At 58.2% G+C, this 21,794-nt stretch carries 20 protein-coding genes; 8 read left to right on the top strand and 12 right to left on the bottom strand.

Translation table 11 applies throughout. From position 1 onward, the window contains the following. Positions 1–63 precede the first annotated feature (63 nt). Positions 64–1,017 (top strand): sterol desaturase family protein, encoded by a 954-nt coding sequence (locus MWU38_RS13005; RefSeq protein WP_247272237.1) that lies wholly within the window; start codon positions 64–66, stop codon positions 1,015–1,017. 221 nt (positions 1,018–1,238) lie between these two features. Beyond that, complete coding sequence (locus MWU38_RS13000; protein ID WP_247272236.1) at positions 1,239–1,754, top strand: histidine phosphatase family protein; 516 nt, start codon at positions 1,239–1,241, stop codon at positions 1,752–1,754. Here the strand turns inward: MWU38_RS13000 and soxR are convergent. Next, a complete protein-coding gene (gene soxR / locus MWU38_RS12995; protein WP_247272235.1) occupies positions 1,751–2,230 on the bottom strand; it encodes a redox-sensitive transcriptional activator SoxR in 480 nt (159 codons plus the stop codon). The genes MWU38_RS13000 and soxR overlap by 4 nt on opposite strands. A 113-nt stretch (positions 2,231–2,343) precedes the next feature. Here soxR and MWU38_RS12990 point away from each other — a divergent pair, with 113 nt between their 5' ends. After that, positions 2,344–2,748 (top strand): VOC family protein, encoded by a 405-nt coding sequence (locus MWU38_RS12990; RefSeq protein ID WP_247272234.1) that lies wholly within the window; start codon positions 2,344–2,346, stop codon positions 2,746–2,748. Positions 2,749–2,806: 58 nt separating this feature from the next. Here the strand turns inward: MWU38_RS12990 and MWU38_RS12985 are convergent, their stop codons facing one another. From MWU38_RS12985 to MWU38_RS12975, 3 genes are read right to left on the bottom strand one after another with little or no spacing between them, the layout of a single operon-like run. Further along, positions 2,807–3,427, bottom strand: coding sequence for an SOS response-associated peptidase family protein (locus MWU38_RS12985; RefSeq protein ID WP_247272233.1), 621 nt, complete (start codon positions 3,425–3,427; stop codon positions 2,807–2,809). Positions 3,428–3,431: 4 nt separating this feature from the next. After that, on the bottom strand, positions 3,432–4,352 hold the full coding sequence (gene ubiA / locus MWU38_RS12980; protein ID WP_247272232.1) for a 4-hydroxybenzoate octaprenyltransferase: 921 nt from the start codon (positions 4,350–4,352) through the stop codon (positions 3,432–3,434). Beyond that, positions 4,349–4,753, bottom strand: a complete 405-nt coding sequence (locus tag MWU38_RS12975) for a hypothetical protein (RefSeq protein ID WP_247272231.1) — start codon at positions 4,751–4,753, stop codon at positions 4,349–4,351. Before MWU38_RS12975 ends, ubiA begins: the two co-directional genes overlap by 4 nt. A 38-nt stretch (positions 4,754–4,791) precedes the next feature. On the opposite strand from MWU38_RS12975, the gene MWU38_RS12970 reads away from it, so the two are divergent. The 4 genes from MWU38_RS12970 to MWU38_RS12955 all read left to right on the top strand — a co-directional run bounded on the left by MWU38_RS12970 (position 4,792) and on the right by MWU38_RS12955 (position 7,707). Then, complete coding sequence (locus MWU38_RS12970) at positions 4,792–5,562, top strand: 16S rRNA (uracil(1498)-N(3))-methyltransferase (protein WP_247272230.1); 771 nt, start codon at positions 4,792–4,794, stop codon at positions 5,560–5,562. A gap of 82 nt (positions 5,563–5,644) precedes the next feature. Further along, positions 5,645–7,030 carry a glutamate--cysteine ligase gene (locus tag MWU38_RS12965; protein WP_247272229.1) on the top strand — a complete coding sequence of 462 codons (1,386 nt, stop codon included), beginning with the start codon at positions 5,645–5,647 and terminating at the stop codon, positions 7,028–7,030. A 53-nt stretch (positions 7,031–7,083) separates the two neighbouring features. Next, on the top strand, positions 7,084–7,386 hold the full coding sequence (locus MWU38_RS12960; protein ID WP_247272228.1) for a putative quinol monooxygenase: 303 nt from the start codon (positions 7,084–7,086) through the stop codon (positions 7,384–7,386). A gap of 18 nt (positions 7,387–7,404) precedes the next feature. Then, positions 7,405–7,707, top strand: a complete 303-nt coding sequence (locus MWU38_RS12955; RefSeq protein ID WP_247272227.1) for a putative quinol monooxygenase — start codon at positions 7,405–7,407, stop codon at positions 7,705–7,707. On the opposite strand, the gene MWU38_RS12950 is transcribed toward MWU38_RS12955, so the two are convergent. From MWU38_RS12950 to MWU38_RS12915, 8 genes are all read right to left on the bottom strand, one after another. Beyond that, positions 7,704–11,513, bottom strand: coding sequence for a GMC family oxidoreductase N-terminal domain-containing protein (locus MWU38_RS12950; RefSeq protein ID WP_247272226.1), 3,810 nt, complete (start codon positions 11,511–11,513; stop codon positions 7,704–7,706). The genes MWU38_RS12955 and MWU38_RS12950 overlap by 4 nt on opposite strands. After that, positions 11,510–12,943, bottom strand: a complete 1,434-nt coding sequence (locus MWU38_RS12945) for a metallophosphoesterase (RefSeq protein WP_247272225.1) — start codon at positions 12,941–12,943, stop codon at positions 11,510–11,512. Before MWU38_RS12945 ends, MWU38_RS12950 begins: the two co-directional genes overlap by 4 nt. Next, positions 12,940–14,190: a serine hydrolase domain-containing protein gene (locus tag MWU38_RS12940; RefSeq protein ID WP_247272224.1), complete on the bottom strand. Its 1,251-nt coding sequence runs from the start codon at positions 14,188–14,190 to the stop codon at positions 12,940–12,942. The genes MWU38_RS12945 and MWU38_RS12940 overlap by 4 nt, the downstream gene beginning before the upstream one ends. A 124-nt stretch (positions 14,191–14,314) precedes the next feature. Further along, a complete protein-coding gene (locus tag MWU38_RS12935) occupies positions 14,315–15,781 on the bottom strand; it encodes a DUF1295 domain-containing protein (protein WP_247272223.1) in 1,467 nt (488 codons plus the stop codon). A 68-nt stretch (positions 15,782–15,849) separates the two neighbouring features. Further along, positions 15,850–17,193: a PQQ-binding-like beta-propeller repeat protein gene (locus tag MWU38_RS12930; RefSeq protein WP_247272592.1), complete on the bottom strand. Its 1,344-nt coding sequence runs from the start codon at positions 17,191–17,193 to the stop codon at positions 15,850–15,852. Positions 17,194–17,238: 45 nt separating this feature from the next. Continuing rightward, a complete protein-coding gene (locus tag MWU38_RS12925) occupies positions 17,239–18,021 on the bottom strand; it encodes a tetratricopeptide repeat protein (protein WP_247272222.1) in 783 nt (260 codons plus the stop codon). Positions 18,022–18,191: 170 nt separating this feature from the next. Further along, entirely contained in the window at positions 18,192–19,328 is a 1,137-nt protein-coding gene (locus tag MWU38_RS12920; RefSeq protein WP_247272221.1) for a glycosyltransferase family 4 protein, read from the bottom strand. 13 nt (positions 19,329–19,341) lie between these two features. Beyond that, entirely contained in the window at positions 19,342–20,217 is an 876-nt protein-coding gene (locus MWU38_RS12915; protein WP_247272220.1) for an alpha/beta hydrolase, read from the bottom strand. Between the two features lie 71 nt (positions 20,218–20,288). On the opposite strand from MWU38_RS12915, the gene MWU38_RS12910 reads away from it, so the two are divergent. Then, positions 20,289–21,719: a protein adenylyltransferase SelO family protein gene (locus MWU38_RS12910; RefSeq protein WP_247272219.1), complete on the top strand. Its 1,431-nt coding sequence runs from the start codon at positions 20,289–20,291 to the stop codon at positions 21,717–21,719. Positions 21,720–21,794: the final 75 nt, after the last annotated feature.

Here is a 21,794-nt window from a genome sequence, read left to right as displayed (position 1 = left end):
ATCGCTAAGGACGCTGAGCCCAAAGTCATCCAAACCGACGGCACCCAAACCCGATGGAGCCGAATGATGACCTCTTCCGACACCGCCACCCCAGAGCCCGCCGCCTCTACTCTCGAATACGCTATCACCCGCATCGGCGATCATTTTATCGATGTGATCTATTTCGATCTCGGGCGCTACCTCATGGCTGCAGGGGCGCTTACGCTGTTCCTGCTGGTGTTTCGCAGCTGGTCCGAGGCACGGCGCATTCAGAGGAAACGCAGAGCTTCTCGGGGCGATTATATCCGCGAAGTGCTCTCTTCGATGCGTACCGTGATCGTGTTCGCCTTGGTCACGCTTGTGATCTTGATGGGCCGCGAAGTCGGGCTGATCGGGCTCAAACTGGAGAGAGTGCCAATGCTCACGGTCGCGTGGCAATTTGCGCTCATCGTGCTTGTCCACGATGCTTATTTCTACTGGATCCACCGCGCCATGCACACGAGGGCGTTGTTCCGCATCTCGCATCTTCACCATCACAAGTCGCGCACTCCGACGCCGTGGGCTGCCTACAGCTTTGCGACTTTGGAAGCCGTGGTGGAGGCCGCGTACCTGCCGCTGTTCCTTATCGTCACCAGCCTGTTTGGCATCCAGTATGCAGGCATCGCGGTGCTTGTCTTTTTGTGGCACATGATCATCCGCAATGTAATGGCGCATGCGGGCAGCGAGCTTTTCCCCGCAGGTTGGGTCGACAATCCGCTGACAGACTGGATCAGCACCACCACGCACCACGATCTGCACCACTCGTCGGGCCACAATTACGGGTTCTACTTTACCTTCTGGGACCGAGCGATGGGAACCGAGCACCCGCGCTACAAAGAAGAGTTTCGCAATAATGCACGCCCCCTTTTCGAAGGGTTTCCCCTCCGGAAATTCTCGCGCAGCAGCGCCGAGAAGGTGGGCGTCATGGTTACAGCCCTTCTTGCCGCTACCACGGCGGTCAACGGCTGGCTTTTTGCGGTCGATCCGACTTTTATCTGACCCTTTTTTATCAGTCGGGCGCTTATCCTCGTCAGGGTCCGGTCCGACTTGCGGCAATCTCACCTCTTCGCCCATTCCCAGCGGACACCGTCTGTCGGGCGGAGCAGGGAGATTGCCGCATTTTCTTTTTGCCGCATTTGCTTTTGCCTGAACTCGTGGCATGGGACCGCCGACGACTTGCGAACGCTTGGGGGTAAAGCTTGCCGAAGTATCTGGGGATCTTGCGACACGCCAAATCGGATTGGAGCGATGGGGCAACGCGCGACTTTGACCGTGGTTTGAACGACCGCGGTAGGCGCGGTGCCGAGGTAATCGGCGCGCATGTAATCGAACACGGATTGAAGTGGGACAAACTCGTAGCGAGCCCGGCTGAACGGGTAAAAGCAACACTAGAGACCGCGCTTCCCGATATGCCCGTCGCCTATGATCAACGCCTATATCTGGCGAGCCCGGATACAATAATGGAAGTTGTCGAAGACCATGCGGGTGGCGATAATCCGGATGCAATCCTGATTTCGGGTCATAATCCCGGGCTTTATGAGACCATCCTCGAGTTAATCTCTCCAGCCAATGAGAATGATCTGTTCAAAGAAGCCGTGGTTAAATTCCCTACCGGCGCTTTTGCCGTGATCGAATGCAAGATTGACGATTGGTCGCAGCTGAAAAAATTCTGCGGCAAGTTGACGCACTTCAAGCGTCCCCGCGACCTTGATCCGGATCTTGCTCCCGAAGGTTAAGCGGGAAATTCATCAGAAAGCGTCTGCACGAGTATCTGGCGGGGGCCTGGGCCTTCCTCACCCAATTTGTCATCCGGGTTATAGATCGCGCACTTATCGAGGCTGAGGCAGCCGCAACCGATACATCCATCAAGCCGGTCCCGCGTGCGCTCAAGCGCGTCGATGCGCGCATCAATTGAAGCTCTGATAGCCTTGCTAATGCGCTGCCAATCCTTGGCTGTGGGCGTTCGTCCATGCGGTAAATCGCGCATCACCCACTGGATCTGCGAAAGCGTCAGGCCGAGCTTTTGCGCAATGAGGATAAAGCTTACGCGGCGAATGTCCGAACGAAGGAAACGGCGTTGATTGCCGCCAGTTCGGATCGGCTCAAGCAGCCCCTTGTCTTCGTAAAAGCGGATCGCGGAAACGCTTTGCCCTGTGCGGCGCGATACTTCGCCAATGGGGATGAGGTCTTTATGCGAGAGTTTTCGAGCCATGATGATAGCGTAGCCAATTAGAAGCTTGACCTCAAGTTAGGTTGAGGTCGCAAGATGATCTTCCACGGTGATTCGCACGTCGGTCACACCCTTCATATTAAGGAGTAAGATCAATGGTTTCAGGACGCATTGAACACGCCAACCTCACTGTCACCGATCCGGAAAAAAGCGCCGCGCTTTTGAAGGGGCTGCTCGGTTGGGAGGAACGCTGGCGCGGGAAGTCGCAGCTTGGCGGCGACACCATCCATGTCGGCGCGCCCGGTAATGGCGCTGATTACATGGCCCTTTATACCAATGAAGATGTGCGCGCCGATCATCGCCGGCGATATTCGAAAGGACAGCCGCTCAACCATATAGGGCTTCTGGTTGATGATCTGGTCACTGCCGAAAGCGTGGTCAAAGGCGCCGGGCTCGAACCTTTTGGTCATGATGATTACGAGCCGGGTCAGCGCTTTTATTTCTTCGACTGGGACGGGATCGAATTCGAGATCATCAGCTATGAAGGAGAGGCAAAATGAACGAGATCATGCCTCGCGAACCGCTCTTCGCTCATGCCCCCAAGCCGCGGCCCAAGCTTCAGCGGCGCACCCAGGATTGGTCCGTCGCTTCGATCGTGATGTCACCCTTCCATGGCTTGCAAAGGCTTTTTGCTTCCTCTGGCGAACCAGACATCCACAGGCCGTAGTCTTCTGGGGAAAGGAGCACAGGCATCCGCGAATGCACGCATTCGGCAGCAGACCCTGCGCTATCGTTCATAACCATCGAATAGCACGTGCCAAACTCGTCGCTCTTTCGCCAGACGCCTGCTGCGGCGAAGGTTTCGGTATCGGGCAGCGAGAGCCACGTGCGTGTCTTGGCCCCCTTGGCCCCTTGCGCCTCTGCCCACGCACTAAGCGGGATAAGGCAGCGGCGGCGCTCGAAAGAGGAACGCCAGAAGAAGCTGTCGAGCTTGTCGGTTCGCGCATTGTTGACGGGCTTTGGCTTAAGCGGTTGGCCGCCCTTTCCCTTCATCACCAAAGGAAAGCCCCAATTCATCGTGCCGACCTTGGGCTTGGCTTGCGCATCGGGTGCGACCACCAGTCCGGGATAGCCGGGATAGACTTCCTCACCGAAATTTGCTCCCTGCACTGCATCAATTGCATCGAAAAGCCCTGCGATCTCATCGACGGTTTTGGTCATGCGATAAAGGTTGCACATCGCTTTACGCCCCCGCGTTACCGACCACAAAGCACGCTGCCGCCATCAGTGCGCCGGCCCAGCGGTTGGAGCGAAAGCGTTCGAGCGGGTTGTCAGGGTCGCTCGCGTCGAGCGTCGAAACCTGCCACAGGAGGTGCCCCGCCACCGGCAGAAGCGCGAGCAGTGCAAAAATGTCAGGGCGATAGAGCCAGATACCAAGGCCCCACAGGCCTATCGTCGCAGCATAAAACCCGGCCACCCCTGCGTGAACATGCTTCCCCATTCGCAGCGCCGAGGATTTGATACCGACAAGCGCGTCATCCTCTCGGTCTTGCAGCGCGTAAATCGTATCATATCCAATCACCCAGCAGATGCAGCCTGCATATATCGCCGCCAGCGCATCGAAATTATCGAAGCGAAGTTCACTCCATCCGACGAGCAATCCCCAATTGAAAACCATGCCGAGCCAGGCCTGCGGCCACCATGTGATGCGCTTCATGAAAGGATAGGCGGCGACCAGAGCAAGGCTGGTGAGCGCGACCACTTGTGCGGTGAGGCGTAGTTGGAGCAGCACCACCAAACCGATGAGGCACAGGGAAAAGAGCCAGCCCCACGCGAGTTTCTTCGACACCCGTCCGCTGGCTACGGGGCGCAAAGCGGTGCGCGCGACGCTCGCATCAAGTTTCGCATCGACAATATCGTTGTAAACGCACCCTGCTCCTCGCATCGCAATCGCGCCAAGCAGAAGCCAGCCCAGCAGCGCAAACTGCGGGCCTGCTCCGGCAAGCCACACGCCAAAAACGCACGGCCAAAAGAGCAGCCACCACCCAATTGGGCGGTCGAACCGCGCCAGCTGCGCCAGGTCTCGCGGCAGCTGTGGAAGCCGTGCGACGAGGCCGCGATGCTCGCTATCCGGGACGATTTGCGGAGAGGTCTGCTCGTTCATAGCGGCACAATGCCTCCGGTATTCTTTTCGCCTTTACGCGCCGCCTGCCAGCCAAGAAGACAGGCCGCGAACATCACCACATTGCCCGCGAAATCAAGCATACCGATCGAATTGAGCACGGGCACCTCGTAGTGAAAGTACCAGTTGAAGATGAAAAAGGGGATGAGCACCACGGCGAAAACCGCGAACGCCTTAGACGACCAGCGCGTCACCAAAGCCATAATGCCGAACATCACCGCCTGAGCCCCGAAACACGCCATAACGAAGCGCAGAATGAAGCTGTCTTCGCGATATTGCGGCGTCAGGGTCAGATCGATCACACTTTGCGGGGCGATCAAGGCCCAGCCGCCAAGGGCGAGAAACACGAAAGCGATAGCGAATTGGCAAAGAAGAGCACGCATGGCTTCCCTCTAGCCTGTTGAGCGCTTAGGGAAAAGCCATGCCTGCCACTCCTTCCTGGCCTCCCAAGAGCGCGCCGCGCCTGTTCGTCGAATTTGCACTTGGCGAAGGGCGCAGTTTTCAACTCGAAGGGGCCCACGCCCACTATCTTGGCAAAGTCATGCGGGTGAAAGCCGGTGACGTTGTCATCTTATGCGACAATCAAACCGGCGAATGGGCTGCAAAAGTCGATGCGGTTGCGAAGCGCCGGGTTGATGTGACAACAACCACGCGCCTGCGTGAGCGAGAGGAAGTGCCGGATCTTTGGCTGTGCCCTGCTTTGCTCAAGAAAGACCGCTTCGATCTGGTGCTCGAAAAGGCGACCGAACTTGGCGCTGCGCGCATCCAGCCTGTGATCACGCGCCGCTGTGTCGCAGATAAACTCAACGCAGAGCGCGCTCGCACCATCACAACGGAAGCGGCCGAACAATGCGCGCGCACCGCTTTGCCCGAATTAGGCGAGCCGAAGAAGCTCGACGCGCTGCTGAAAGACTGGCCGCCGGACCGACTGCTCTTTTTTGCAGACGAAGAGGGGGGAGAAACCGCTGCGACGACCTTTGCGAGCCACGAAGGTCCCGCCGCCATTCTGGTCGGCCCCGAAGGCGGTTTTGACGATGCCGAGCGCGCCGCGATCCGCGCGCACGCACAAGCCCGCCCAATCACGCTGGGCCCGCGCATCCTGCGCGCAGAAACGGCCGCGATCGCCGCACTATCCGTATGGATGGCAGCTGCTGGCGATTGGGCATTGCCGAAAAATTCGGGAACAGAATGATTTGCGCGGCATAAAGGCAGATTACACTTCCCCCTGTTCGAACCGTTTCCTAGAACAGCCCTTCCACTAGAGGGATCCTTGAATGAGCACCCGCGAAGCCTCCGCCGCCGATGAGCCGATCATCGAAAGCCTCGATGATCTGACAGCGCCCATGCGAGCCGGGGAGAAGCCGAAGGCTGACTGGCGCATTGGCACCGAGCACGAAAAATTCGTCTATCACACCGATGACAACCACGCCCCCTCTTACGACGAGGACGCTGGCATCCGCGACATCCTGATGAGCCTGAAGCGGTTCGGATGGGAACCGATTGAGGAAGTTGGCCCGGATGGCACAGCGAATGTGATCGCGATGAAAGGTGCAGATGGAACGGTCAGCCTTGAACCCGCAGGCCAGCTTGAGCTTTCCGGCGCTCCTCTCGAAACGCTGCATGAAACCTGTAATGAAACCGGCCGGCACCTGGCGCAGGTCAAGGAAATCGGCGAGGAATGCGGTGTGGGCTATCTCGGCCTTGGCATGTGGCCCGACAAGACCCGCGAAGAGCTGCCCGTGATGCCCAAAGGGCGTTACAAGATCATGATGAACCATATGCCGAAAGTCGGCAATCTGGGGCTCGACATGATGCTGCGCACCTGCACCATTCAGGTCAATCTCGATTATTCATCTGAAGCCGACATGGTGAAGAAATTCCGCGTCGGGCTTGCGCTTCAACCGCTCGCGACCGCGCTGTTTGCGAATTCGCCCTTCACCGAAGGCAAGCCCAACGGCTACCTCTCTTATCGCAGTCATATTTGGTCGGACACCGACCCGCACCGCACAGGCATGCTGCCCTTTGTTTTCGAAGACGGCTTTGGTTACGAACGCTGGGCCGAATACATGCTTGATGTGCCGATGTATTTCGTCTTCCGCGACGGACAATATATTGACGCCGCGGGGCTTTCTTTCCGTGACTTCATGGAAGGCAAGCTTTCCGTCCTGCCCGGCGAACGTCCCACGGCGAGCGATTGGTGGGACCACCTTTCCACCGCTTTTCCCGAGGTGCGACTCAAGAGCTTCCTGGAAATGCGCGGCGCGGATGGCGGTCCATGGAGCCGGATTTGCGCGCTTCCCGCCTTCTGGGTCGGCCTCATGTATGACCAAGGCGCGCTTGATGCCGCTTGGGATCGGGTCAAGGGTTGGACTATGGAAGAGCGCGAGAAACTGCGCAACGATGCTCCGAAACTCGGGCTTCAATCGCCGCTTCCGGGTGGTGGGACAATGCAGGACCTTGGCCGTGAAGTACTCGACATCGCGCACAAAGGACTATCCGCACGTGCACGCCTGAACGTGAGCGGCGACAATGAAACCGGCTTTCTGGAAACGCTTGATGAGATCGTCTCAACGGGCAAGGTTCCGGCGCAGCGCTTGCTTGATGCATACCATGGTGAATGGGGCGGCGACGTTTCGCACGTTTACAAGCAGTCCTTCTAAACAGCGTATCCCTAAGCTATGCTTGTCCTCGAAATCATTGACGGGGACACGCAATGCTGATCGTTTTGGCCGAGGCCACTCTTGGCGAAAGGACGCTTGAAGAAGCGCGCGGGGCCTTCACCGCTATGATCGAGGCATCGCGTGCGGAAGAAGGGTGCCTAGGATACTCCTACGCGCTGGACGTGCTCGATCCCAGCAAGCTCGTGATCGTTGAAAAGTGGGTCGATGATGCCGCCCTCACCCATCACTTCGCCACCCCGCACATGGCAACGTTTCAGGAAGCCCTGGGCTCTCTCGATGTGAAAATAACCGAACTCGCCAAGTATCAAGCCGATGACGGTTCGCCGCTACGCTAGAACGCAGGAGGCCCATAAATGATCGTTGTTATAGGCAGCTTCCGCTTTCCTCCCAGCATTGTCGGCGTTCTGCGCCCGGCGATGGAGGCCATGGTCACGGCAAGCCGCGCGGAAGAAGGGTGTATTGAATACACGTATGCACTCGATGTGTTCGACGATGGCCTCGTGCGGGTCCTCGAAAAATGGCGCGATAAAGCAGCGCTTGAGGCGCATCTTCGCACTGTGCACATCGCCGAATGGCGCGCCCAGTGTTCGGCACTCGCGATCAGCGAGCGAGAGCTAACCGGGTACGAAGCCGCCGACGAAGGCTTTCATTTCTAAGCCCTTTTTCGCGCCTGACCTTGGCTTGTCTTCTGATCAAGTTCCTGGAGCTCCTTCAAAATCAACGGCGTCACCTCTTTCGAAGCATTGCGACCGATAAACAGATCCATATGGCCATAATCAGGCACGATGCGCTGCGAGTAGAGGCGCTTGCCATTGTGCCCGCTTAGCCAGACCCGCGTTCTCTGCCCGCTCTCTGGATAAAATATCTGGTTGGTTGCCCCAGATAGAAATGTAATCGGCAGAGCCAGACGACGCGCTGCATCCTCGCTTGTGTAAATGTCCTCGCCATTGGCATTCAACGCGAGGCCTTTACGCATGATGTTCTGCAACTGCTCGAAAGGCGAGAGCGACACACGGCTAAACATCGAACCGAGCGCGAGGTATGTGTCATGCCCAAGTTGTCGAACATCCCAGCTTGGCCCGAACACACCGAAGACGCGGCGCACAGTCGGGCTCTTACATTCCTGACCCTCAGGCATCGGCACTTGATACATCACCGCATCAATCTCATTGTCGGCATCGGTGCCTTGGCTTACGAAATCCATGTGCCCATCGAGCAAGGACACCTCGCCAAGCGCGCCCGCAATTCCGAGGTCTGATTTCATATAATTCAGCCAATCGGTGACAGGGTGAAGCGTCAATTGCGAGCTTATGAGCGAGCGCACATCGCTCACCCAGCCGGCGCCAATACCCATCAGAAGGCTCATCGAACCGACGCAGTGAGCGAGCGCCTGAACGCTGTCAGCGCCTGAGACGCTGCGCACTTTGGCGATGGCGGCGGGCCAATCGTAGCGCGCGATATCGTCGATTGAGAACTCAGGCGGTTTTTCACGGTCATTGCCCGAATCCGCGCTTGCCCGATAATCGAACAGCCACACGTCGTAGCCCTCTTCGACGAGGCTTTCGGCGAGGTTTTTTTTCACCGTCGGCGTCGCAAAGCTGGAGGCTTTTACCGAGAAACCTGGCGCGAGCATGATCGGCCCGCGCGAGCCGCCACGATAACGGGTGAGGCCGACATTCACGCCGTCCTCGGCTGGCACAACGTATCGCTCGGCCTTTGGCAGATGGAGCTCGCGCAGCACTAGCTTTTCCGCATCCTTCGTGGGGAAGTCGTTGAGCGTTGCGAGCATCCCGCCATAAGCGCGGAACACATTCATCGCGAAGAAACCTGCGTATTTCGCCATGAAATAGGTCTCTATGGCCTTCCTCGCTTTGGGGATCAGGTTCACCACATGACCCACCAGCGTGTCGCTGTCGTGGACGGTGATGGTGGTGAGCTGGCGCATGAATTCGTCAATGCCAAGCTTCAGGACACCTCGCCCAATCAGCTCGCCGTCCTCATCGCCGTGACGCACCGTTACGAACAGAGTGGTCAGGTCGGTCCACGGATCGGATTTGCCGCGCTGCTCCAAGGTCTTGTGACCCTGAAAGTGGATCGGACCTTCAGGCCCTTCGAGCACCATGAAGTAATTCATGGTCCAGCTTTCTGCCCGGTCGGGATTGGTCACGAGCAGCTGGAATTGACCCTCGCGCACCTTGAGTGGCTGAGGCGAAACGCAAGTAATCAGCACCTCGCCCGTGATGCGCGAACGGTGGTTCTTATCTTCGATCATGCGGTGTAGGTTGTCGGTCGCAACAGTCAGCTTGAAGCTGCACATGCTCTTTTCGGACTGCCCCCAGGCCGAGCCGTTTTCATAGTCATCGCGGATGCGCTCTGCATGGCCGCAAGGGCGATGGTGACAGCCCGTGGCCGAGATATAGCCTGCCATGGTTTCGGTGAAGTCCATGCCCGGGCTCATCGCTTCGGGATGCTCCTGCACGAGCTTGCGGATAGCCGCTTTGCCTTCTTCCACGGCGCCCGATCTGAAGTGCTCGGCTGCCGCTACAACGCTGTCCGCAACCGGACCAATCGCGTGGCCTGCCACCCATTTGGCAATGCTAAGTTTGACGTGCTCATTGTGAGGCACCTCTTGGGTTTCCTCGGCGGCCTCTTTGACCTCGATAGGCTCAGGTAGGGGCCCTTCGTTCTGGAACGAGTAGTCGATCTCCCAGCCTTGACGCTGGGCCAGTTTCTCAATCGCACGCTCGGATACGGCAGTAATGGTGAGAAGCGGGTTCACACCCACAGCGCCAGGAAGAACCGAGCCATCGCAGACATACAGGCCTTCGTGAACGTCAGTGTCCGATGTGCCGGAGAACACGCGGCAGGTGTCATCGACAACGCCGCTTCCCGCATCATCCCCCATCGCGCAGCCGCCAATCGGATGCACGGTGATGAGCTTTTGCCCCATAGGCTCAGACCACAGTGGATCGGAGAAATATTGCGCCTGGATCGCTTCTGCCGCCTCGCGCATTTTGTCGTCATCGCGGCGGAAGGTGCGTTGCTTCCCTGCGCTCTTCCACTCGATGGTGAGCCGATCGTCTTCGAGTTTCAACTGGCCGCCAGAATCATCAACGCTCATCACAAGGTAGGTCAGCGTGCGCGCCATTGGGCCTTTGTAGGCAAGGCTGGCGATGGAGGCTGGGTCGGTCTGCACCGCCTCGCCCATTGCCTTCGCATCCATCAGGCGCGGTTTGATCTGGTCAAAACCAAAGCGGGTGAAGCCGTCCGCCAATGCTTCTCCAAAGAAAAAGGCCGGACCAAGACCAGCGGCGAGGATCCCGGGCGCAACGCCTTCTTCGATGACGAGACCTTTGGTCACGTCTTCGTGCCCACGCATATCGATCACGCCGGTAATGCAAGGGCCGGGGTAGGCTTCTTTGGCAACGTCATTCGCGCCCACACCAATGGCGTAAAAGGGTTCAGCGTGAACCTCTTCGCCTGTCTTCTCGGACTTGAAATAGCTGTCATAGGCAAAGCCCAAAGCATCGCCATTCCCTGAGAAACTCGCGCCGAGGCGGTCCGAAAGCGGCAAGCCTTTTTCGCGCGAACGCAAGAGAATTTCGGTCGAACCCAGAGCGCCCGCGCCCAGAACGACATGGTCTGCGGAGATGACAACGCGAGCTTTGTCTTCGCCGCCATCATTGTTGTCGACATGGACGAGCCATTTGTCGCCCACACGCTCAACATGGCTCACTTTCGCCTGCGTATAAATTTCCGCGCCGTGGTTCGCCGCGTCGGGCAAGTAGTTCATAAGCGTGGTGTTTTTCGCGCCCACGTTACAGCCCGAGACACAGTCACCGCAGTTGTTGCACGCAGGCTGCGGCACGCCAAACTTGTTGGTCTTATCCTCGAAATTGACGTTAATCGGCGTCTTATAGAAGCGCTCACCCATGGTCTTGGCCGAGTGCTCCAGCGCCTCCAGCTTGCCCAAAGTCGGATGCGTATCGGGGTAGGCATTGGGCGAGAGCATCTCTCGCGCGCGCTCATAATATGCGTCCACCATATGCGGATCATCGCGAAACGCCGAGGGCCAATGGGCTTGATCGAGAAGGCGCTTATCGAGTTCCAGAGAGACGTTGGCGTTGATCAGGGAAGTGCCGCCAAGCCCGCAGCCCACGAGCGCATATTGGTCATCGTTGACGTGCACTTCAAACAGCGCATCTGGCGCGCCAATGCGGCCACCTTTGACGTTGAACTGCACTGCGTCTTGCGCATCTCCGATTTTGTTGGGGTATTCGCCCGGCAGCATTTCCTTGCCGCGTTCAAGGACGCAGACGTCCTGACCAGCACGCGCCAAACGCGATGCCGCGACACCCGCGCCATAGCCTGAGCCAACAACAAGAACGGTGTAGTGAGACTTCGCCTGGTCCAGCGATTTGGCGATGCGTTTTTGCCCAAATGGGGTTTGCTGAATGCTCATTCTGCGGCCTCCCGCGCGTAATCATTCGACTCTTCGAGAAGCTTCGCGACGCGCTTGTCGGCCTCCTCGATGATGCGTTCGTGGACGATAGCTGAGAACGCGCCCCACTCGGCATTGGCGCTCGCAACCGCTTGGCTGGCTTCGTCAAAAAGCTTGGTTTGACGCCCGCTGCCCTCGACCCGGACCGGCGCCATCGTGCCGTCTGTGGGGTCATTGAAAAGGCGCAGGGATGCAACTTCCAACTCGTCCGAAACAAGCATCGCCGCACAGCCCTGAACCGGCATCAAAGTAGGCTCGTCGAGCACCCAGCCGCCGGTGTTGAATACGCCCACAGGCAGGTCAAACCCATCAACCATTAGCTCGTCCTGAAACGGTTTATGCGTATGGCCGAAGATGAAATTGACCTCGCGCGGGATGAATCCCAGTTCTTCGCGCATTTCCAGCGCAACTGGCCCGCCCAGATACCAGCCGAGATCATCGACCTCATTCGCGCCCAGTACGTGCCCATGGCCATCACGCTGCCGTTCGGCTCCGCGGCCCGCTGTCATATCGACGCCTGCACGGATCAGATTGTCGAGAGTAATTCCGTATTTGAGCTCCATTTTCGGATTGATCCCAAGCCTGGAGTGCAATCCACCTGTAATCCTTCGGCCAAGGCTCTCAGCAAAATCATGGCTGGCGCCTGCGCTGAGCATCGTCTCATAAAGTGAGCCGACTTCCGCGCCGACATCGCCAGCGCTGCCAAGGTCCGACCACAGGAAGTCGATCCACGGCCCGTTCTCCTGCTCCAATTGCTGCATGGTTTCAGGGCGAGGATCCGTGCCGCCAAGGAACCCACGCATATTGGAAAGCGCGCGGTACATACCGTCAAGATAGTGCCCGTGGTGCATGACCACCGCGCGGCTCAATTTTTCATCCGCGATGCCCCAATTGGGATAGGCAATGCGCACGCTGGCATCGGCAAGATGCGGACGGTGGCGCAGCAGGCTCTCCATCAAGCGGCAGCGGCGCGAGGGCGTGCCGAAAATGCGGCTGGTGGAGGCAAGATCCCCCGGAATCTCACCGCTTTCAACCGCATCCAGAAACCCTTGGTCCTGCGCAATGCGCCACAAATGGTGGTCGTGATTGCCCGCGATATAGATGATTTCGCGCGCGAAAATGTCTTCACCACCTTGCGGGAAGAAGGCATCGAGCAGCTGCAGAAAGCTTTTCGACACGTCGCCAAATGGGGAGAGCCCAAGGTCAAGCGCATCGCCCAAAAGCACCAGCTGCGGCTTGGTCGACCCAAGCGTTGCGCGCATACCATTGGCGAATGCGGTCATCACTTCCGAAGGCCCCTCGAGGATTTCCTCGTGGCCGCCCAGATGCGTCATAATGCTGTCGCGCGCGCCAAGGTGAATGTCCGAGAGGACTACGTGAGAGATGCTCATGCGCCGTTCTCCAGGCATGAGTAAAAGGCATCGCGCACCATTTTCTCGCGGGGGTCATCCCACTTGCCGGTGCCAAGCTGATTGGTAATCCACGCGTAGGAAACGCCGTCATCGGGATCGCAGAACGCGAGGGAGCCGCCGACTGCAAAACTGCCAAAGGCGGAAGCCGTGCGGGCGTATTCCCACTCGCTAAATGGTTTCTCAAAGCCGAGCGAGTAATACATATCAGCGGTGAGGACCTGGTCCTTGAGGCCCTTCTTCGGGTAAGGATGCCCCGCTTTAAGGACCGCTATCACCTCTGGCGTTATGCCCAGCGCCTCTCCGCCCCGCGCAAACGCATCATAAAGCTGCGCAAGACCATGTGCAGAGGCCATGCCACCCGCCGCCCCTTGCCCCACGCGCCAGAAGTCCTCATTATCGAGAGCCCCCGGCCCTTCGAGCACCAACGGGTTGTTGAGCGTGCGGAAGGCCAAAGTGCCCGGCATGCACATCTTGAACGTCAGCGCCCACGGCATCGTCGTGTGATGGATGAAGAGGTCCTCCATCCCGAACCCCTTGATGCGCGCGATACGCTCTCGGTCAAAGCTCTCCGGGAGGCCGACGAAAACATTCTGGCCAAGTGGCCCTGCAATCTCTTGCGCGAAGAATTGCGGCAGGCGGCGGCCTTGTGGGTCGCGTCGACGGGTCAGCTCGCTCGCAATCCATCCCAGCGTGTAAGCATGGTTGCCCGAGTAATCGCCTGGTCGCCAATTGGGCTTTTGCGCAGCGATAGCGGCACAAATTGCGTCCTCATCGCCAATGTTTTCAAGAGTGAGTTTGAAGTCGATTGCGGCAAGGCCAGCCTGTTCAGACAGCGCCTCGCCGACCGTCACATCACCTTTGCCGTGGGCTGCGAATTCCGGCCAGATGTCCGCGACTTTTTCCTCATAGGAAAACAGCCCGCGCGACACCGCTACCGCGCCAGCCATCCCGGTCAGACCCTTTGTAAGCGAATAGACGAGCGCAATATCGCCCTCGTTCCAAGGGTCTTGGCGAGCTTCGTCCTTCCAGCCACCGACCAAGTCGACCACGACCTTGCCATCCTTTATGATCGTGCACGCTGCGCCCAATGCTTCTTCGGCAAGAATAGATGCCTTGAAAGCGCCAAGAACAGGCTCAAACCCATTGGCAACAAATCCGTGAGCATAATTGCCCTCGCGCCAGGCCTTATTGGCTCGCGCCAGCGGCAGTGTGCGGCCTAAGGTCATATAAACCCCCAATCGCGCGCGGCACAATTTGTTACCACGCTTCAGGGACTTGGCTAATCGATTATGGTTAAAACCAAGTTAGGGCATTTGCGCGAGGCGGCCGGTGCCTCCCGATCACAACGCACTATTCTGCCGGTTCTTCGCTTTGAGGCGTCGCGCCTGTTTGCCCGCGGTGCGCTGGCTCGGATCGTGGCTTGCGTGTTTCACCAAAAACCACGCCCCACGCTCCGCTCTTCAACTTGGCGAGACGCGATGTGATCACCCCGTTTTCTTCCATCCAATCGAAATACTGACGGTATTTGGGATCTTCAGCGAGCAGATGCGCCTCTTCGGTGCGTGCGCGCCAATAGTAGATCGCGTTGACAACGAGCAGGAAAAAGGTGTTGCGGATCACATCGACATAGGAACCGCTGGTAACGAGGAACGGCATGACCGAACACCACCAGAACAGGTTCTTCGATAGGTAGGCGGGATGGCGTGTGTAGCGATATGGCCCGTTTGTCAGTACGCCGCGATAGGTGAGGTTGGAAAAGCGAATTCCGAACACCACCGTTGCCCACGCATAGATTGCGGTGAGCAATACGAGCCAAACGGCCCACACCCACATCAACTGCGGCATATCGGCAAGCCAATAGCCCCAGCCTTGCGTGCTCCCCTCATAGCTCAGGATTTGCCCATTGTTGCCAATCAGCCCCCAAACGAATGGCGGGTAGCAAAGCAGCGCTGCGAGCCAGCCTCCGATAAACGGATTACCAGAGCGAATATGCGCATCCAGCGGGCGCAGCGTGAAGAGATAGCCGACCGTTCCGATCTGCACGTCGACGACGAACAGGAAGGTGATGAGGAACATGCCAATTTCGAAAGGGTTGGCGAGCACGCTGGCCGGGTCTGCCTCGACAATCATGGCAAAGCCCCCCGGCAGGATCGAGATCATGAAGGCGCTGAAAAAGCCTTTGATAATCCACGCACGCCAGTGTTTCTTGACCGCTTCCATGTCGATCTCGGCACGGGCCGTATCGCTTGGGTGGGTCGCAATCAGTGCGCCGAAATGCCATGTCGCATCTTTTACATCGACCATATGGCGATCGAGCCACATTACATAAGGCACCGAGAGAACGATCATTGGCAGGATCGCCAGCCCCATGACCTCCATCGCGAAGAGGTATGAGCCATCCCAATACCAGCGGCACAGGCAATAAAGGCCGCCAATCACCGCCCATGTTGCCCAAAGGCCAACGATCTTGACCGCGGAAACGCTAATCGTCTCCTCAAGCGGTCGTTTAAGGTTCCAGTCCAGCCCTGTCGACGGGCGCAGGTGCACGCGGTCCACCAGAAGCGACCAGATCGCCATGGGCCCTGCGGTGAACGCCATCGCGGCAAGCGATGCGTGAGGGCCGGAGAGGACACCATGCTCGCCCTCGAGCCCGAGCCCGTCCGCGATAAGCGGGAAATTGCGGCAGAACAGGATCCATGCAAGCAGCCCAAGCAACCCTGCAAAGCCGACACCTGACGACACATCGCTTTTTGGCAATGTGAGTTTGTCATGCTTCGCGGGCGCGTATGCAGCGCTTGAAGGAGAAGGTTTGCTCATTACCCTTCGGCGAGTAACGCAAAAGGGTTAATCACATGCCTACCTTTAGGCTGGTTTAGCCGGGAGACTTAACGCCAGGCGTGGATCGTTCCAGAATCGTCCAGAAGATACAAGGTGTTATCGGCAACCACCGGCGCAAGGCTGACCGGGCTGTCGACATCTGCGAAGAGTTGCGAAGACCCTTCTCCGGCACTGACCCGCCACACTTCGCCGCGCGAACTTGCAACCCACAAGTGGCCACCCGCCAGCACTGGACCTGTCCAGAAGATCGGGTCCTTCTTCTTCTCTTCGTTGCGGTAGGATTGAAGCTGCGTAATCCAGCGAACGCGCCCGGTTGAACGAGCAATGGCAAGCAGGCGGGCATCATCGGTAAGCGTAAAAATCCACTCGCCTGCAATCGCCGGGGTCGAAATCCCTGCAAGGTTCAATTCCCAAATCCGCTGGCCCGTCACAAGCTCATAAGCGGCCATACGGCCCCCTTGGCCCAGCGCATAGACGCGGCCTGAATCGATAATGGGGTCAGCGTCGATATCGGTAACAGAGCTCACCTTTGTGGAGATGTTCGTCCGCGCCAGAGCGTCCGCCCAAAGCGTGCGTCCGTTCTCATAACGATATGCAGAAAGCTCGCCGGAGGAATATCCTGCGATCACCGTCCCCTGGCCTGCTGCGGGTGCCGCGACACCGAACACGCCGCTTTGCGTGGCAGAGCCCGATTCGTTCCACAAAAGCGCGCCATCCGCCGCGTTCAATGCGATGACCTGATTGTCCTGCGTCATCACGTAAACCTGACCAAACGCGATCGTAGGCGATCCACGCAGGGGCCCTGCGGGCTGCACTTTCCAGATCTGTTCGCCGGTTTCGGCGCGCAAGGCCTTCACATCGCCCGCGCCGTTGGTCGCATACACAATGCCATTTTCATAGCTCACCCCGCCGCCAAAGGCAGAAGGACGAAGGTCCTCGGCCATCTCATGGTCTTCGACCCGCCAGATTTGCGCGCCGGTCGCCTTGTCGAAAGCATAGATCACGCCTTGCGTGTCTTCGACAAACAGCTTGCCGGCACCAATCACAGGAGAGGCCGCGAGCCGCTCTGAACTGCTCGAGCCGGCAATATTCTTGGACCACACTTTCGTCGGGTTTTGACCCAGCGCAAGGTGGCCATACGACTTGCTCGCAGAGCCGCCCACTTGTGCCCACTCGGCATTGGTCTGGGCGGGCGGAAGCACAACCGAAACGCCAGCCAGCGCCGGATCGACGCTCGCCCCGCTCTCGATGCGTGAAAGGATCGGAGTGCGATCACCAACAGTCGGCGTGGTCTTCTTGTCCCCGGCACACGCGGTCAGCAGACCAGTTGAAAGCATCGCCAACGTCCCGGCGGCAATCGCACCTTTCAAACTCAGTTTCGATTCGCGCATTGTCATTCCCGTCCCAAATCTCAAAGTCTTATGTTCCAATGCAGATTACTGTGCGCGCGCGCCCGGTGGCGGCGCCGCAGAGGATTGCTCCTCGATCAGCTCATTCACATCAACAATTGCATCAACGCCAAGCAAACCTGCCATTTGGCGCGTGCGGTTGCGCAAGGTATCCGGCACCGTCTCATCCTGCGAGATAGCAGAGAAGAGCGCGCCCGCTTCTTCGCGATTGCCCGCTTCAAGGTGGGCGACCGCAACAAGCTCGCCTGCGCTGCCGAAATACGGGTTGCCCGGTACGGCGAGCCCTTCGAGCTTGGCGATCACATCAGCCGGCTTCATTTTGTCGAAATTGGCCGAAACTTCGCGGACAAGCGCAAGATCGCGCAAAGGTTGCGGCGTTCCCCCGTCTGCCACGATGCCTGCGTAAAGCTCGACTGCTTTGTCATTGTTGCCCTGCTCCAACGCCGAAGCAGCCTGGAGAAAGCGCGCCATAGTCCGCGCGCCAACGCTTCCATCGTCGATCAGCCCCTCGACCTTCTCGTCAGCACCAGAAAAATCGGTTGCCTCTATCGAGTCGAGCGCACTGACAATGGCTTCCGATTGCTCCTCAAGCGCGGCTTCGGTGGTGGAATCCCACCACCAATAGCCGAACATGCCGACGATGATGATCGCCACGGCAGAGCCAAGCGCCACACCGTATTTCTGGAAGAATTGAAGCGTGTCATCCTGACGCACGGCCTCGTCAATTTCGCGCATGAGGACTTCATCCTCGCGCGAAGTGGCACCGGCTTGGTTTTCAGAAGTGTTCGTCGTTGTCGGAGTGCGCGCCACGGGGCGTTTTTCCTCTTAGTCATTTACCTTAAGGCGGCTCTTTAAGGAGCGCATTGGCCTCGCGCAATGGCGCAAAGTAGCCAATCCGCACACAAGTGTTAGCCCTTGTTACAAATGCAGGCGCGAACTTGAACCCTAAATGAAGGTGTTCGCCTGCCGATGATTGCAGATTACGCGCGCCCGATCGCGTCCCAGTAAAGCGCGCGGTAGGCATTGATCATCGCGCTTTGATCGAAGTTCGCGCGCGCTTTCTCGCGATTGGCCTTGCCCACTTCTGCACGAAGAAGCTCATTCGAAGCGAGATCGCCAATCACCTGGGCGAGCGCCGCCGTATCGCCGGGAACAGCGATGAATGCGTGGTTTTCAGGAGCAAGGATTGCGCGCACATCGCCCACATCAGGGGTAGCGACCGGCAATCCCGCGGCCATGGCTTCCACTACGCTAAGCGGGAATTGTTCGCTTTTCGAGGAGAGCGCGAAGATATCGAACAGACCGATGACGCTTGCCGGATCCTTAACCGCGCCGGGCATATGAACGCGGTGGTTGACTTCAAGCTCAGCGGCCTTGGCTTCGATTGCATCACGCTCTGGCCCATCGCCAAGGATCACCAGATGCCAGTTGTCATCAAGCCCAGAGAAAGCCTCTATCAGCACAGGCAACTGTTTGACGGCGCGCAGCCCGGCTAACGTGCCGATCCACCGCTCACCTTCGCGCTTGATAACACGCAAAGATCCCGGCTTTGGCGCCTTGCCAAAAGCTTTGGTGTCGATGCCATTGGGAATACGCTTGATGAGGGATCGGGGCTGCGCCCAGGCATCAAGTGCAATTTTTTCAAGGACCTGGCTTGGAACAACCAGAGCGTGCGCGCCTGTCAAAGCAAACTGGCGCATCCAGTTGCGGCTTTTCTTGAGGCCGTCGGCTTCATCCTCGTTAAAGCCATCCTCGTGGTGGATCAGCGGAGGCAGATCCAGAAGCTTGGCAAAGATGGTGTGCGCCAGCACCGCGTCCATCGCGCCCCAATTATAGGTGAGCACGAGATCGTGGTCTTTCATCGCCTGCGCTATTTTGAAAAGGCGTCCGGGCGTGGGCCAGCCGGTAAGCGAGGGGAAATCTTGCGCGACACGAACCGGCACGCGTGGGACTACGTGCTCCATCGCCTCCATATGCTCTGGCTGGCCAGAGACGATAGTATGCTCAAGCTCTTTGCCGAAAGCGTTCATCAAATGAACCGCGCGCAGCTCTTTTCCACCGGCGGCAAAGGTCGAATGCAGATGAAGCACCTTGGGTGCAGTTTTAGGCTTACTCATGGCGTTTTGCGCGTCACACTTTTGCAAGGAGCGCGTCAATAGCCTCGAGCGCTTCGGGCTCGTTCAGCATTGGCGCATGACCGACGCGCGGCACGGTGACAGTGGTCATTGCCGGATTGCGCTTGGCCATTTCCCTGACCGTTTGCGGCGACAGAAGATCGGAAAGCTCACCGCGCACAAGCACCATCGGGACACCGGAAAGCGCGTCGAAAGCCGGCCACAAATCGGCAGGCGCCGCGCCATCGGGCCCCTTGAACGGCTCGGCAATCGCCATGTCATAATCATAGCTGATCCGGCCGTTCTGGCTCACCACCATGGTGCGCTTCGCCATTTCAAGCCATTGATCGAGTTCGTAGTCAGGAAAGGCTTCTGCGTGCACATTACAGATCGAGCGCGCTGCATGCATCCAGGTAGGATAGCTGCGCCCGTGACCGACATATCCAGTGATGCGTTCAATCCCGGCAGCCTCAATCTGCGGGCCGATGTCGTTCATCACCACCGCCGCCAGCCTGCCCGGTCTGTTCGCGGCAAGCATCATGGTCATCAAGCCGCCCATCGAAGTGCCGATCGAAATAAAGCGTTCAATGCCCTGCTCGTCAAGCAGCGCCTCGACATCTGCAACATATTGCACGGGGTTGTAGGACGAGGCGTCGGGCGCATAATCGCTCATCCCCCGCCCGCGCATGTCCAGCACCATGACACGCCGCGTTAGTGCGATGTGTTCTGCCAGTTCCGCAAAATCGCGCGAATTGCGGGTGAGGCCGTGCATGCAGATAACCGGCGGGCCGTCATAATTGTCCGGCCCGGCATAGTCGCGGTAATAAAGGGAAAGGCCATCGGCGCTTGTCCAGCTTTTGTCCTGATAGGCCTGAATTGTGGAGCTCCCCATAAAAATGCCGCTTTATTCCCTTCTGTGTCCAGCGCCTTGCGCGCTGCATCATTCGTCCCCACTATCGCGCCATGAGTGACGATCTGCAAGCTGCCAAATACGCATCGGAATACAGGCCCGATCCCGTCATCAAGGCAATATCTGATTGGCTGGGGGCACCAGTGGAGGCGGCTGACTTTCCCGAAACGCGGCTTCGCTTTCGCAATAACACGGCTGCGGCGAGCGTGGGGCTGCAGACCCTTACCGACGATGAATGGGCAAAGCACTTTGGGAGGTTTGAGCCGCTTCAGGGTAATTTACCCCGCCCCCTCGCGCTTAAATATCACGGCCACCAGTTTCGCGTGTACAACCCCGAAATCGGCGATGGCCGCGGGTTCCTCTTCGCTCAGATGAGGGCAGGCGACGGGCGGCTGATGGACCTTGGCACCAAGGGATCGGGGACCACGCCCTATTCGCGCGCAGGAGACGGGCGGCTGACGCTCAAAGGTGGCGTGCGAGAAATCCTTGCTACCGAGATGCTCGAAGCTTTGGGCGTTAACACCTCCAAGACCTTCTCAATCATCGAAACCGGAGAGGCACTGGAGCGAGGCGACGAGCCTTCGCCTACGCGATCTGCCGTCATGGTTCGTCTGTCGCATTCGCACATCCGCATCGGCTCATTCCAACGGCTTTATGCGATGGAAGAGACCGAACATTGCGAGGCTCTGGTCGCCTATTGCCTCGAGCATTTCCCCGGCCCTCCCCCACCCGAGGACGCGCCCGATCGCGACAATCCGGCGGTTATACTGCTCCACAATGTCGTCGAACGCCTCGCCGATCTTGCCGCGAGCTATATGGTTGCAGGGTTTGTTCACGGCGTGCTCAACACCGACAATATGAATATTACCGGCGAAAGCTTCGATTACGGACCGTGGCGCTGGCTGCCGCAATGGGAACCGGGCTTTACCGCTGCTTACTTCGACCATTCGGGTCTCTATGCCTTTGGCCGTCAACCAGAAGCGCTGCACTGGAATTGCGGACAATTGGCAATGGCCTTGCGCGGGTTAGCTGAAAGCGAGCCTCTGGTCGCTGCGATGGAGCGGTTTGGACCACTTTATATGGAGGCTGTTGCGCGCCGCTGGTGCTGGCGGCTTGGTGTTGAGCCACTGGGTAGCGAGAGGGATAGCAAGCTCGTTGGGCTGTGCGAGGCCGCTATGCGCGAAAGGAAGGCTCAGCCTGATGGCTTTTTCTTCGGCATTCGCCGTGCGATTAACGGAATTGGCGATGAACCCGCTCTTCCGGGAGAGCTCGAAGAAACCCTTTCCCAATACACCCTCACCGACAGCGCACACGATTACTGGCAAGATGATGCGCCGCAAAGCATGGTCATTGACGAAGTCGAAGCCATTTGGTCCGCAATTGATGAGCGCGACGATTGGGAGCCGCTTGAGCATAAGGTGAGAGCCCTGCGCCGTATGGGTGAAGCGCATGGAAACCCGCCAACCCCGCAAGGTCATGTCTAACAACCGTTCATAGGCTCAACGAGTTTGGGGATAGTGGTTAATAGGCATTTCATTTTATTTGCACATTCTGAGGAT

The sequence above is a fragment of the Qipengyuania sp. S6317L1 genome (assembly GCF_023015615.1).
Taxonomy (GTDB): Bacteria; Pseudomonadota; Alphaproteobacteria; order Sphingomonadales; family Sphingomonadaceae; genus Erythrobacter.
Note: the sequence above shows the minus strand (reverse complement) of the source record. Positions and strands in the feature narration are given on the sequence as shown.

Excerpts from the sequence above, each read along its gene's own strand:
- MWU38_RS12910 (WP_247272219.1), top strand. The coding sequence starts at position 20,289 with ATGAGTGACGATCTGCAAGCTGCCAAATACGCATCGGAATACAGGCCC.
- MWU38_RS12930 (WP_247272592.1), bottom strand. The coding sequence starts at position 17,193 with ATGCGCGAATCGAAACTGAGTTTGAAAGGTGCGATTGCCGCCGGGACG.
- MWU38_RS12955 (WP_247272227.1), top strand. The coding sequence starts at position 7,405 with ATGATCGTTGTTATAGGCAGCTTCCGCTTTCCTCCCAGCATTGTCGGC.
- MWU38_RS12920 (WP_247272221.1), bottom strand. The coding sequence starts at position 19,328 with ATGAGTAAGCCTAAAACTGCACCCAAGGTGCTTCATCTGCATTCGACC.
- MWU38_RS12970 (WP_247272230.1), top strand. The coding sequence starts at position 4,792 with ATGCCTGCCACTCCTTCCTGGCCTCCCAAGAGCGCGCCGCGCCTGTTC.
- MWU38_RS12965 (WP_247272229.1), top strand. The coding sequence starts at position 5,645 with ATGAGCACCCGCGAAGCCTCCGCCGCCGATGAGCCGATCATCGAAAGC.
- MWU38_RS12985 (WP_247272233.1), bottom strand. The coding sequence starts at position 3,427 with ATGTGCAACCTTTATCGCATGACCAAAACCGTCGATGAGATCGCAGGG.
- soxR (WP_247272235.1), bottom strand. The coding sequence starts at position 2,230 with ATGGCTCGAAAACTCTCGCATAAAGACCTCATCCCCATTGGCGAAGTA.
- ubiA (WP_247272232.1), bottom strand. The coding sequence starts at position 4,352 with ATGAACGAGCAGACCTCTCCGCAAATCGTCCCGGATAGCGAGCATCGC.
- MWU38_RS13005 (WP_247272237.1), top strand. The coding sequence starts at position 64 with ATGATGACCTCTTCCGACACCGCCACCCCAGAGCCCGCCGCCTCTACT.
- MWU38_RS12960 (WP_247272228.1), top strand. The coding sequence starts at position 7,084 with ATGCTGATCGTTTTGGCCGAGGCCACTCTTGGCGAAAGGACGCTTGAA.
- MWU38_RS12975 (WP_247272231.1), bottom strand. The coding sequence starts at position 4,753 with ATGCGTGCTCTTCTTTGCCAATTCGCTATCGCTTTCGTGTTTCTCGCC.
- MWU38_RS12945 (WP_247272225.1), bottom strand. The coding sequence starts at position 12,943 with ATGAGCATCTCTCACGTAGTCCTCTCGGACATTCACCTTGGCGCGCGC.
- MWU38_RS12935 (WP_247272223.1), bottom strand. The coding sequence starts at position 15,781 with ATGAGCAAACCTTCTCCTTCAAGCGCTGCATACGCGCCCGCGAAGCAT.
- MWU38_RS12990 (WP_247272234.1), top strand. The coding sequence starts at position 2,344 with ATGGTTTCAGGACGCATTGAACACGCCAACCTCACTGTCACCGATCCG.
- MWU38_RS12940 (WP_247272224.1), bottom strand. The coding sequence starts at position 14,190 with ATGACCTTAGGCCGCACACTGCCGCTGGCGCGAGCCAATAAGGCCTGG.
- MWU38_RS12950 (WP_247272226.1), bottom strand. The coding sequence starts at position 11,513 with ATGAGCATTCAGCAAACCCCATTTGGGCAAAAACGCATCGCCAAATCG.
- MWU38_RS12915 (WP_247272220.1), bottom strand. The coding sequence starts at position 20,217 with ATGGGGAGCTCCACAATTCAGGCCTATCAGGACAAAAGCTGGACAAGC.